General features: G+C 66.0%; 10 protein-coding genes. 4 read left to right on the top strand and 6 right to left on the bottom strand.

The genetic code is table 11. The annotated features are described in order from the left end of the window. Positions 1–45: 45 nt before the first annotated feature. Positions 46–810 carry a class I SAM-dependent methyltransferase gene (locus FAZ97_RS03790; RefSeq protein ID WP_158757259.1) on the bottom strand — a complete coding sequence of 255 codons (765 nt, stop codon included), beginning with the start codon at positions 808–810 and terminating at the stop codon, positions 46–48. A 201-nt stretch (positions 811–1011) separates the two neighbouring features. Here FAZ97_RS03790 and FAZ97_RS03785 point away from each other — a divergent pair, with 201 nt between their 5' ends. The 3 genes from FAZ97_RS03785 (at position 1012) to FAZ97_RS03775 (ending at position 4544) form a co-directional block, all read left to right on the top strand. Next, positions 1012–1836 carry a helix-turn-helix transcriptional regulator gene (locus tag FAZ97_RS03785; protein WP_158757258.1) on the top strand — a complete coding sequence of 275 codons (825 nt, stop codon included), beginning with the start codon at positions 1012–1014 and terminating at the stop codon, positions 1834–1836. 116 nt (positions 1837–1952) lie between these two features. Further along, the gene (argH, locus tag FAZ97_RS03780; protein WP_158757257.1) at positions 1953–3359 is read left to right on the top strand and encodes an argininosuccinate lyase; all 1407 of its coding nucleotides are present in this window, start codon (positions 1953–1955) and stop codon (positions 3357–3359) included. 255 nt (positions 3360–3614) lie between these two features. After that, positions 3615–4544: a bestrophin family protein gene (locus tag FAZ97_RS03775; protein ID WP_158757256.1), complete on the top strand. Its 930-nt coding sequence runs from the start codon at positions 3615–3617 to the stop codon at positions 4542–4544. A gap of 12 nt (positions 4545–4556) precedes the next feature. Here FAZ97_RS03775 and FAZ97_RS03770 read toward each other — a convergent pair whose 3' ends face one another. The 5 genes from FAZ97_RS03770 to apbC all read right to left on the bottom strand — a co-directional run bounded on the left by FAZ97_RS03770 (position 4557) and on the right by apbC (position 10187). Further along, positions 4557–5282, bottom strand: coding sequence for a lysozyme inhibitor LprI family protein (locus FAZ97_RS03770; protein WP_158757255.1), 726 nt, complete (start codon positions 5280–5282; stop codon positions 4557–4559). Positions 5283–5300: 18 nt separating this feature from the next. Continuing rightward, positions 5301–7580, bottom strand: a complete 2280-nt coding sequence (locus tag FAZ97_RS03765) for an arginine/lysine/ornithine decarboxylase (RefSeq protein WP_158757254.1) — start codon at positions 7578–7580, stop codon at positions 5301–5303. 81 nt (positions 7581–7661) lie between these two features. Next, a complete protein-coding gene (dcd, locus tag FAZ97_RS03760) occupies positions 7662–8231 on the bottom strand; it encodes a dCTP deaminase (protein ID WP_028207739.1) in 570 nt (189 codons plus the stop codon). Between the two features lie 164 nt (positions 8232–8395). After that, positions 8396–8950, bottom strand: a complete 555-nt coding sequence (locus FAZ97_RS03755; protein WP_158757253.1) for a superoxide dismutase family protein — start codon at positions 8948–8950, stop codon at positions 8396–8398. Positions 8951–9098: 148 nt separating this feature from the next. Continuing rightward, positions 9099–10187, bottom strand: a complete 1089-nt coding sequence (gene apbC, locus FAZ97_RS03750) for an iron-sulfur cluster carrier protein ApbC (RefSeq protein ID WP_158757252.1) — start codon at positions 10185–10187, stop codon at positions 9099–9101. 318 nt (positions 10188–10505) lie between these two features. Between apbC and FAZ97_RS03745 the strand changes: the two genes are divergently transcribed. Then, positions 10506–11159, top strand: a complete 654-nt coding sequence (locus tag FAZ97_RS03745) for an OmpA family protein (RefSeq protein WP_158757251.1) — start codon at positions 10506–10508, stop codon at positions 11157–11159. The last annotated feature ends 152 nt before the right edge of the window (positions 11160–11311 follow it).

Raw genomic sequence — 11311 nt, 5'->3', positions numbered from 1 at the left:
GGGCACGACGCCGTTTTTTTATTGCCTTTTCACCTGCGGCGGCGGTCAATCCCGCCGCGTCGCCTCGATCATCAACGCATCGAGCTTGAACGAGAAATCGCTCTGCACATCGAAGTATTGACGCACTTCATCCGGCGCGCGCTCCCACATCGAGCGGATCGCCGTCACGCGCTCGGGCGGCGTGCGCATGCGCGTGACCCACGACTCGAAGTCGAGTGCGATGCGCCAGCGCTCGCTCACCTTCGCATCGAAGCCGGCGGCGTCGAGCATCGCGAGCCACTCGTCGGCGCGATAGTCGCGAATGTGCGAAGCATCGCGCAACAGTTCGATCGCCTGAATATGCGTGTCGTACAGCGGATCGTCGATGCCCGCGATATCGATGAACTTCAGCCGCCCGCCCGGCTTGAGCACGCGGTGCACCTCGGCCAGCGCGCGCGGCACGTCGCGCCAGTGGTGCGCGCTCATGCGGCTCACGGCCCAGTTGAAGCTCGCATCGGCGAACGGCAGCGTTTCCGCCGCGCCTTGTTGCGTGCGCACCGTCGTCAAACCGCGTTCCTTCGCGGCGGCTTGAACCGTGGCGAGCATCGGCGGGGCGATGTCGTAGGCCACGACTTCGCGCACGTGCGGCGCCACGGCAAAGCTCGCGTGGCCCGCGCCGCAGCCCATGTCCAGCACCGTCGCATTGCCGCAGGTGGCCGCGAAGGTCGCGGCGAGGTTCTCCAGATCCGCGCCGCTCGCGTGGACCTGGCTCGTGAGGTAGGCGGCGGCGGTCGAGCCGAATGCGTCGGCGACCTGATCGTGATGCTTCATCGCATGCTCCTTTTTGCGGGTTCTTATGCGGTGCTTTATGTAGGGCGCGAAGCGTCGAGCGCTGCGCATATAGGGTTCTGCCATCTCCGGGCGGTCTGACGTGGCGGCCCGTCGCCGCGTCAGACGCTACAATAGAGGCCGTTTTGTACCAGTACAAGTTAAGCGATTATTCTGGTATCGCCGCCACCTGCCCCACACTCAATGAGCCTCGACACGCCCGCCGCCGCCAGCGGCTCCGCCAAAACCCTCGACGCCACGCCCGCCCGCGCGCTGGGCGAATTCATCCGCGCCCACCGCGAGCGTCTTTCGCCCGCGGAGGTCGGCCTGCCGCCGGGCCCGCGCCGCCGCACGCCGGGCCTGCGCCGCGAAGAAGTCGCGCAATTGTGCGGCGTGAGCCCGACCTGGTACACGTGGATCGAGCAAGGGCGCCCCGTTTCGGCTTCGGCGGACGCGCTGGCGCGCATCGCCGTGGCGCTGCGGCTCTCGCGCGCCGAGCGTGCCTATCTGTTCGAGCTGGCCGCGCAGCGCGACCCCGCCGAGCCCGACCCAGCCACTGCTGCGGACGCCCCCGCCACGCTCTTGCAAACGGTAAAGCTCGTGGACGCCCCCGCCTACGTGCTCGACCGCCAGTGGACCGCGCTCGCGTGGAACGCGCACGCGGCGGACCTCTTTACGGGCTGGCTCGACGGCGAGCACGACCGCAATCTGCTGCGCTTCACCTTCACCGAGCCGCTCGGGCGCGAGCTGATCGTGGACTGGGAAACGCGCGCGCGACGCCTCGCCGCCGAGTTCCGCGCCGATTCGATCCGCCATCTGAACGATGCGCCCACGCGCGCCCTGATCGACTCGCTGATCGCCGCAAGCGACGAGTTCGCGCGCTTCTGGGGCTCGCAGGATGTGTTCGAGCGCGAGGGCGGCCGGCGCGAGTTCAACCATCCGCGCCACGGCCGCATCGCCTACGACCAGATCACCTTCAAGCCCGCTCACCGCGAGGATCTCAAGCTGGTCGTGCTGGTGCGGCTCTGAGCGCGGCCTGGCGACGGCCCGGCAAGCCCCCATGTTAAAATTGAGGTCTTTCATGCCGTGCGAGACGTAACGCGCCGCGCGGCCCGCTTTTTCACGCTCGTTCACGCCCCATCACCATGACGTCCCAACTGCACAAAAAAGGCGAAGCCTGGTCGGCTCGCTTCTCCGAACCCATGTCGGAGCTGGTCAAGCGCTACACGTCGTCGGTCTTCTTCGACAAGCGTCTCGCGCTCGTCGACATCGAGGGCTCGCTCGCACACGCGTCGATGCTGGCCGCGCAGAAGATCATCTCCGCCGACGACCTCGCCGCCATCCAGGGCGGCATGGCGAAGATCAAGGGCGAGATCGAGCGCGGCGAATTCGAGTGGCTGCTCGACCTCGAAGACGTGCACCTGAATATCGAAGCGCGCCTGACCGCCCTGATCGGCGACGCCGGCAAGCGCCTGCACACGGGCCGCTCGCGCAACGACCAGGTCGCGACCGACATCCGCCTGTGGCTGCGCGGCGAGATCGACCGCATCGGCGGCCTGCTCGGCGACCTGCGCGGCGCGCTGCTCGACCTGGCCGAACAGCACTCGGGCACGATCATGCCCGGCTTCACGCACCTGCAGGTGGCGCAGCCGGTCACGTTCGGCCATCACCTGCTCGCCTACGTGGAAATGTTCACGCGCGACGCCGAACGCATGGTGGACTGCCGCAAGCGCGTGAACCGTCTGCCGCTCGGCGCGGCGGCGCTCGCGGGCACGAGCTACCCGATCGACCGCTTCGCCGTGGCGAAGACGCTGGGCTTCGACGGCATCTGCGCGAACTCGCTCGACGCTGTTTCCGACCGCGACTTCGCGATCGAATTCACGGCAGCCGCTGCGCTCGTCATGACGCACGTCTCGCGCTTCTCGGAGGAACTGGTGCTGTGGATGAGCCCGCGTGTGGGCTTCATCGATCTGGCCGACCGCTTCTGCACGGGCTCGTCGATCATGCCGCAGAAGAAGAACCCGGACGTGCCGGAACTCGCGCGCGGCAAGACCGGCCGCGTGAACGGCCATCTCATGGCGCTCCTCACGCTCATGAAGGGTCAGCCGCTCGCGTACAACAAGGACAACCAGGAAGACAAGGAGCCGCTGTTCGATACCGTCGATACGGTGGCGGACACGCTGCGTATTTTCGCGGAGATGGTTGCGGGCATCACGGTCAAGGAGCAAGCCATGCGCGCCGCCGCGCTGCAAGGTTTCTCCACGGCCACGGATCTGGCCGACTACCTCGTCAAGAAGGGCCTGCCGTTCCGCGACGCGCACGAAGCGGTGGCGCACGCGGTGCGCATCTGCGTGGATCGCAACTGCGATCTCGCCGACCTCACGCTCGACGAAATGCGCCGCGAACTGCCGGCCGTCTCGCAGCTGCTGGCCGAAGACGTGTTCGAAGTGCTGACGCTCGAAGGCTCGGTCTCGGCGCGCAACCATCCGGGCGGCACCGCGCCGGAGCAGGTGCGTGCGGCCATCGCGGCGGCGCGCGCGGCACTCAAGTAAGCGCAGCGTAGCGGGTCGAAAACACCCGCGCTCATACGCCGACCGGGCGCGCGACGGACCACGTCGCGCGCCCGGTTTGTTTTTGGGGCGGCGAATAGCGTGGCACTGCGGACGACAACGCGCATGACGCCGCGCTGTACCCGCAGCAAAATGTCGAAAGTGTGCGCCCGGCAGTCGCGCGCCATAGCCTACGATCCCGCGCCATACTGGCGTATTGCTGCGTCAGGTTTTAACTTCGCTTCCGCTCCCTGCCCCATGATCGTCCGCCCTCACCTCCACTGGTTCCGCATGCTGCTCGCGTGGCGCGGCTCCGTGTTGCCGCAGCTACTACCGCGCCTTTTCATCGTGCTGATTCTGTCGATCATCGCGGTGGCCGCGCACGATCACATCCTCAAGCTCACGGTGAACCTGAGTACGGTGCCGTTCTCGTTGATCGGTATCGCGCTTGCGGTGTTTCTCGGCTTTCGCAACAGCGCGAGCTACGACCGCTACTGGGAAGGCCGCAAGCTCTGGGGGCAAATGCTCAACGAAACGCGTTCGCTGGTGCGCGAGGCGCTCACGCTGCCTCGCAACGGCGACGAGGCCGCAACGCGCGAGCGAGCGCGTGAACTGGCCGGACTGCTTGCGGCGCTGCCGCATGCGCTGCGCCATCAATTGCGCAACACCGACCCGCGCGCCGATCTCGAAGCACGCTTGCCGCGCGCCCTGTTCGAACGCGTGATGGCCTCGCGCTACCGGCCGGCCACGCTCCTGCTGTGCGCCTCGGAATGGGTGCAGCGCGAGACGCGCGAAGGGCGCCTCGACGGCTACGCGGTGCTCGCGTTCGAGCACAATCTCAATGGCATTTCTGATGTGATCGGCGGGTGCGAGCGCATCGTCTCCACGCCGCTGCCGTTCGCCTATACGGTGATGATTCATCGCACCGTGTACTTCTTCTGCGCCTTGCTGCCGTTCGGCCTCGTCGACAGCATCGGCGGTTTGACGCCGATCTTCGCCGTGTTCGTGGCCTACGCGTTCATGGCCCACGAGGCGATCGCCTCGCAGCTCGAAGACCCGTTCGGCACCGAGGACAACGACCTCGCGCTCAACCTGATGTCGGCCGGCATCGAGGTCGCGTTGCACGACCTGATGGGCGAACCCACGTCGCTGCCGGCGCGTGCGCCGGAGCAATTCATCATCGACTGAAAAGCCGCAGGCTCAGTGGTTGTTCACCGTCTCGGCGAGACGCTTCAAGGTTGCGAGACGCCCGCCTAGCAGATCGAGCCGCGCATGTTCGTCGATGAGCGGCGTGGTCGCGTCGCGATACGCGCGCCAATCGCTTTGTGCGCGGGCCAGCGTAGGCCGCGTGCGCTTCGGCATGCGCGCATAGAGCTGACGGTAGTAGCGATTGAGGTCGTAGCTCACGTGCTCGCAGCGCGCGTCGGCGCTGCAGGCGCGCACCTGCGGCGTGTCGCCGTTGTACGTGGCCGCCTGGTTGCGCAGCGCAAGCGCGCGCTCACGCACTGGCTGCAGGCGCATGTCCGCCTCGTAGAGCTGGTAGGTGCTCCCGTTCGTGGTCGCGAACGCGGCGCCGAGCATGGTGTCCTCGGCGTCGCGCCAGGCCACCCACTTCTGCTGGCTCAGCTGCCAGCGCTTTTGCTGCGCGGCCGGCAACTTCGCGAGCAGTTGCGTGAGCGCGGTGCCGGCGGCCGTGCGCCACGCGCTGCGCGCGTCGTCCATGCACTGGATCTGTCCGGCCGTCGACGACCGGTCCGCGCGCGCGAGGCAGGTGCGCATGGCCGTGTCGATCGGATCGGCTGCCGCGACCTCGGCGCGCGCCGCCGGCGCCACGGCGAACAGCGCCGTGGCCACCGATACCAGCGACAGCGCCGACGCCGTCGCAGCAAAGAAACGCGCTAGCCGCGTCGATGAACCACCCAACATTGCCCTCCCTTCGCGCGTTCAGTCGCGCACGCAATCCACGAAATACTCGATGCGACCGTTGATGGTCTCGCCCACGAGCCCGTGGATGTCGGTGTGGAAGCCCGGGAAGCGCTCGTTGAACTCGCGCGCGAACTTCAGGTAATTCACGATCGTCCTGTTGAAGCGCTCGCCCGGAATCAGCAGCGGGATGCCCGGCGGATACGGCGTGAGCAGGATCGACGTGACGCGGCCTTCGAGCTCGTCCACGGGCACGCGGTCGATCTCGCGGTGCGCGAGCTTCGCAAAGGCGTCCGAAGGCTTCATGGCGGGCTCCATGCTCGAGAGGTACATCTCGGTCGTGAGGCGCGCGATGTCGTTGGCGCGATAGACGCTGTGGATCTGCTGGCACAGATCGCGCAGGCCCACACGCTCGTACATCGGATGCTGCGCGACGAACTCGGGCAGCACGCGCCACAGCGGCTGGTTGTTGTCGTAGTCGTCCTTGAACTGCTGGAGTTCGGTGACCATCGAGTTCCAGCGGCCCTTCGTAATGCCGATCGTGAACATGATGAAGAACGAGTAGAGACCCGTCTTCTCCACGATGATGCCGTGCTCGGCCAGGTACTTCGTGACGATCGCGGCCGGAATGCCCGTGTCGCCGAATTCGCCGTCCACGTCCAGACCCGGCGTGACAATGGTCGCCTTGATCGGGTCCAGCATGTTGAAGCCTTCGGCGAGCGCGCCGAAACCGTGCCAGTGGTCGTTCGGGCGCAGCATCCAGTCCTCGCGCGAGCCGATGCCTTCCTCGGCCAGCTCGTCCGGACCCCAGACCTGGAAGAACCAGTCGTCGCCGTATTCGGCGTCGACCTTGCGCATGGCGCGGCGGAAGTCGAGCGCTTCGGCAATCGACTCTTCCACCAGCGCCGGGCCGCCCGGCGCTTCCATCATCGCGGCGGCCACGTCGCACGACGCGATGATCGCGTACTGCGGGCTCGTGGACGTATGCATCAGATACGCCTCGTTGAAGCGGTGGCGGTCGAACGCGCTGTCTTCCGAATCCTGCACGACGATCTGCGAGGCCTGCGAGATGCCGGCGAGCAGCTTGTGCGTGGAGTGCGTCGCGAACACCAGCGCCTTGGTGCGCGGACGGCCCGCGCCGATCGCGTGCATGTCCTGGTAGAACTCGTGGAATTCGGCGTGCGGCAGCCAGGCTTCGTCGAAGTGCAGCGTGTCGAGCATGTCGCCGAGCAGATCCTTGATCATCTCGACGTTGTAGATCACGCCGTCATAGGTGCTCTGCGTGATCGTGAGGATGCGCGGCTTGATGTTCGGGTTCTTCTCGAGCGCCTCGCGCGCGAACGGATTCGCGAGGATCTTCTTGCGGATGTTCTCCGGCTTGAACTCGTCGCGCGGAATCGGGCCGATGATGCCGAAGTTGTTGCGCGTGGGCGTGAGGAACACGGGAATCGCGCCCGTCATCGTGATCGCGTGCAGGATCGACTTGTGGCAGTTGCGGTCCACCAGCACGATGTCGCCCGGCGCGACCGTGGCGTGCCAGACGATCTTGTTGGACGTGGACGTGCCGTTGGTCACGAAGAACACGTGGTCGGCGCTGAAGATGCGCGCCGCGTTGCGCTCCGAAGCCGCGACCGGGCCGGTGTGATCGAGCAGCTGGCCGAGTTCCTCGACCGCGTTGCAGACGTCGGCGCGCAGCATGTTCTCGCCGAAGAACTGGTGGAACATCTGGCCGAGCGGGTTCTTCAGGAACGCCACGCCGCCCGAGTGCCCCGGGCAGTGCCAAGAGTACGAACCTTCGTCGGCGTACTTCACGAGTTCCTTGAAGAACGGCGGCGAGAGCGCGTCGAGATACACCTTCGCTTCGCGAATCACGTGGCGCGCGACGAACTCCGGCGTGTCCTCGAACATGTGAATGAAGCCGTGCAGCTCACGCAGGATGTCGTTGGGCAGATGGCGCGAGGTACGCGTTTCGCCGTACAGGAAGATGGGGATGTCGGCGTTGCGCTTGCGCACCGCTTCCATGAACGTGCGCAGCGTGACGATCGCGGGCGCGTGCTCCGGCGCTTCGCCGTCCGAACCTTCCACGTAGGGCAGCAGTTCGTCGTCGTCGATCGAGAGAATGAAGCACGCGGCGCGGCTCGATTGCTGCGCGAACGACGTGAGGTCGCCGTAGCTCGTCAGCCCGAGGACTTCCGCGCCCTCTTTCTCAATGGCTTCGGCCAGTGCCCGGATGCCGGAACCCGAGATGTTCTCGGAGCGAAAGTCTTCGTCGATGATGACGACGGGAAAACGAAACTTCATGGGCGATTCTCCAAAAGAAACGACCGCTGCAAATGACGCGCAGCGGTCCCCGTATGTCGTTGTGTCCGGTGGTTGTGTGCGTCAGGTCTTCGGCAGGGTGACGCCGTGCTGGCCTTGATACTTGCCGCCGCGATCCGCGTAGGAGACCTCGCAGATCTCGTCGCTTTCGAAGAACAGCACTTGAGCCACCCCTTCGTTCGCGTAGATTTTCGCAGGCAAAGGTGTCGTATTTGAGAATTCGAGCGTCACGTAGCCTTCCCACTCGGGCTCGAACGGCGTGACGTTCACGATGATCCCGCAGCGCGCATAGGTGGACTTGCCCAGACACACGGTCAGGACGTTGCGCGGAATGCGGAAATACTCGACCGTGCGCGCGAGCGCGAACGAATTGGGCGGGATGATGCAGACGTCGCCCTTGAAGTCCACGAACGACTTTTCGTCGAAGTTCTTCGGATCGACGATGGTCGAGTTGATGTTCGTGAAGATCTTGAATTCGTCGGCGCAACGAATGTCGTAGCCGTAGCTCGACGTACCGTAGCTCACGATCTTGCGGCCGTCTTCCGACATACGGACCTGATCGCGCACGAACGGCTCGATCATCTTCTGCTCTTCGGCCATGCGCCGGATCCACTTGTCGGACTTGATTGCCATGTTCGCTACTTAACGAAAAATCGGGTCGGGAAAGCAGGCGGACGGCCCCACCGGGCACTGGCCGCGTGCGAAAGGCGCCTATTTTACGCGATGTGGATCGGCATGCCTGGAACTGCGTTTCACGCGGGCGCAAATGCCCCGCCAGGCCGCGCTCAACCCCACACTCACTCGGCGCGGATCAGCCCGCAGGCGAGCGCCGGGCCCGTGCCGCGCTGCGGGTAAGCATAGGGGTCGATGGCGTCGCGATGCACGATCACCGCCCGTTGCAGCACGGAGCGCACGCCGTCGAGCGAGACGTCGGGTGCGACGATAAAGCCCGTTGCCACGCCATTCGAATCCGCATGGATGTTGCCGAGGTCGCCTTCCACGCGCGCGCCGGGCTTCAGGTGCTCGGCGGCGGGCGCGAACACGGCGCCGGCGCTCGAGGCGTCGGTGGCGTTGCAGTCGCCGCGCTCGTGCACCTGCAAGGCGTGATCGCTATCGGGCGGCAGGCCCGCGAGGTTGTAGCTCACCTGCACGCCGTCCGAGTGTTCGACGAACGACACCATGCCGCGCACCTGGTTGCCGACGGTGGGCAGCAGCTGCGCATTCGCGCGCTTGTCCTGCTGCCCCATGAAGCTCGTGCAGCCCGCAAGCAGCGCGCTGCCGCAGAGCACGACGAGGGCGATCATCCCGACGACGTGCGCATTCCCCGCTTGCCTGTCGTGTCCTTTTTCCATGCGATCCTCTTGCCGGGCGGCGGCAGCCCGTTGCTGCCGCCGTACCGGACCCGATGAAGCCCACATGATACCGCGCACGCGGCGCGCCGCGCGCCTATCTGTCCCCATGCGCGGGGCGCCGCACAAGCGCCGCGGCCCGCACCGGCGCTCAGGTGTTCTGCACGACGATGGTCGGGAACTTCGAGGTCATGTCGCGGGCACGCTCGGCGATCTGAATCGCCACGCGGCGCGCAATGGCCCGATAGATTTCCGCCACCGGCCCCTCGGGCGCGGCCACGACGGTCGGGTTGCCCGAATCGGCCTGCTCGCGAATGGCGATGTCGAGCGGCAAACTGCCGAGCACTTCCACGCCGTATTCCTTTGCCATGCGCTCGCCGCCGCCCGCGCCGAAGATATGTTCGGCGTGGCCGCAGTTCGAGCAGATGTGCACGGCCATGTTCTCGACGATGCCGAGAATCGGGATGCCCACCTTCTCGAACATCTTGAGGCCCTTCTTCGCGTCGAGCAGCGCGATGTCCTGCGGCGTCGTGACGATCACGGCGCCCGTGACAGGCACGCGCTGCGAGAGCGTGAGCTGGATGTCGCCGGTGCCCGGCGGCATGTCGACCACGAGGTAGTCGAGTTCGCGCCAGTTAGTCTGACGCAGCAGCTGCTCGAGCGCGGAAGTCGCCATCGGGCCGCGCCAGACCATGGGGTTGTCCTGCTCGACGAGAAAGCCGATCGAGTTGGCCTGCACGCCGTGGCCTTCGAGCGGATTCATCGACTGGCCGTCGGGCGACTCGGGGCGGCCCTCGATGCCGAGCATCATCGGCAGCGAGGGGCCGTAGATGTCCGCATCGAGCACGCCGACCGAAGCGCCTTCGGCCGCGAGCGCCAGCGCGAGATTCACGGCGGTCGTGCTCTTGCCCACGCCGCCCTTGCCCGAGGCGACGGCGACAATGTTCTTCACATTGGGGAGCAGCTTCACGCCGCGTTGCACTGTATGCGCGGTAATCTCGCTTCTGACCGCGACGCGGCTCGCCTTCACGCCCGGCACAGCGGCGAGCGCCGCCTCGACCTGCTTGCGCACGGCTTCGAACTGGCTCTTCGCCGGATAGCCGAGCACGATCTCGACACCCACCGTATCGCCTTCGATAGTGATGTTGCGCACGCCCTTGGCGATCGTGTAGGGATGGCCCGTGTTCGGATCCGTCAAGGCCGCGAGCGCGGCGTCGACCAAAGCCCGATCTATGCTCATTGAAACTCCGTGGGGAGAATCCCGGTCTGCGTTTTCGCCCGTCCGAGTGAGGACTGATCGCCTACGCGCCGGAAATCGAAAGAAATTGTTAAGCTGCATTGCGCAAATTTGCCCGAAAGGGCACGCTTCGCGGCAGCATCGATTTCGTGTGCCGGCCAGGTGCTCTCGAAGCCGCTCTCCAGCGGCTTTTCGCCTGGCGGCGCGAACCTCAAGGCGTCATTGTAGTAGCTGCCGCCGCGTGCCGTTCGAAGACCCTGTTCGCATACGGGGCCGCGAACGCCGCGGGCAGCATCCGTTCCACTCAAGAAAGGAAAGCAAATGAACACAAAAATCCTGACTCGCCTGTCCGTCTTCGCTATTGCCGGCGCGCTCGTAGCCGGCTGCGCGACGCAGCAGGGCACCAACACGGCCGTCGGCACCGGTGTCGGCGCGGGCACGGGCGCGGCCATCGGCGCGATCTTCGGCGGTGGCAAGGGCGCGGCCATTGGCGCGGGCGCGGGTGCGCTGGTCGGCGGCGTCACCGGTTACAACTGGCAGAACATCAAGAACCGGCTTTCGGGCTCCACCAAGGGCACGGGCACGCAGATCACCGAGCAGCCGGACGGTTCGCTCAAGCTCAACATTCCGAGCAACGTGACGTTCGACACCAGCAGCTTCGCGATCAAGCCGTCGTTCGCACCGGTGCTCGACTCGGTCGCGCAAACGCTCCAGCAGAACCCGGAAGTCGTGGCGCAAGTCGTGGGTCATACGGATAGCACCGGCCAGCCCGCGTACAACCAGACGCTGTCGGCCAACCGCGCGCAGAGCGTGGTGAACTACCTCGCCTCGCGCGGCATCCAGATGCAGCGCATGTCGGCCGAAGGCCGCGGCGACACCCAGCCGATCGCCGACAACAACACGGAAGCCGGCCGTGCCGCGAACCGCCGCGTGGAAATCTATCTGCGCGCAACGGCACAGCACCAGGGCGGCTAAACCGGCCGACGCCGTTGCCGGAAGCGGTCGTGCCGGCAACGCTGCAGGAAAAACAGCGACACATCGACGGGACGGCAGCCATGCCGTCCCGTTTGCATTTTGCGCCGCGCGAAACCCTTGCTGGACGGCCACCGGGCACCCGCTCCCAAGCG

This window comes from Paraburkholderia acidiphila, assembly GCF_009789655.1.
Classification (GTDB): Bacteria; Pseudomonadota; Gammaproteobacteria; order Burkholderiales; family Burkholderiaceae; genus Paraburkholderia; species Paraburkholderia acidiphila.
This window is presented reverse-complemented; position numbering and strand designations above follow the sequence as displayed.

Bases quoted from the DNA above. Each gene is read 5' to 3' on its own strand.
- FAZ97_RS03790 (WP_158757259.1), bottom strand. From the start codon at position 810: ATGAAGCATCACGATCAGGTCGCCGACGCATTCGGCTCGACCGCCGCC.
- FAZ97_RS03785 (WP_158757258.1), top strand. From the start codon at position 1,012: ATGAGCCTCGACACGCCCGCCGCCGCCAGCGGCTCCGCCAAAACCCTC.
- argH (WP_158757257.1), top strand. From the start codon at position 1,953: ATGACGTCCCAACTGCACAAAAAAGGCGAAGCCTGGTCGGCTCGCTTC.
- FAZ97_RS03775 (WP_158757256.1), top strand. From the start codon at position 3,615: ATGATCGTCCGCCCTCACCTCCACTGGTTCCGCATGCTGCTCGCGTGG.
- FAZ97_RS03770 (WP_158757255.1), bottom strand. From the start codon at position 5,282: ATGTTGGGTGGTTCATCGACGCGGCTAGCGCGTTTCTTTGCTGCGACG.
- FAZ97_RS03765 (WP_158757254.1), bottom strand. From the start codon at position 7,580: ATGAAGTTTCGTTTTCCCGTCGTCATCATCGACGAAGACTTTCGCTCC.
- dcd (WP_028207739.1), bottom strand. From the start codon at position 8,231: ATGGCAATCAAGTCCGACAAGTGGATCCGGCGCATGGCCGAAGAGCAG.
- FAZ97_RS03755 (WP_158757253.1), bottom strand. From the start codon at position 8,950: ATGGAAAAAGGACACGACAGGCAAGCGGGGAATGCGCACGTCGTCGGG.
- apbC (WP_158757252.1), bottom strand. From the start codon at position 10,187: ATGAGCATAGATCGGGCTTTGGTCGACGCCGCGCTCGCGGCCTTGACG.
- FAZ97_RS03745 (WP_158757251.1), top strand. From the start codon at position 10,506: ATGAACACAAAAATCCTGACTCGCCTGTCCGTCTTCGCTATTGCCGGC.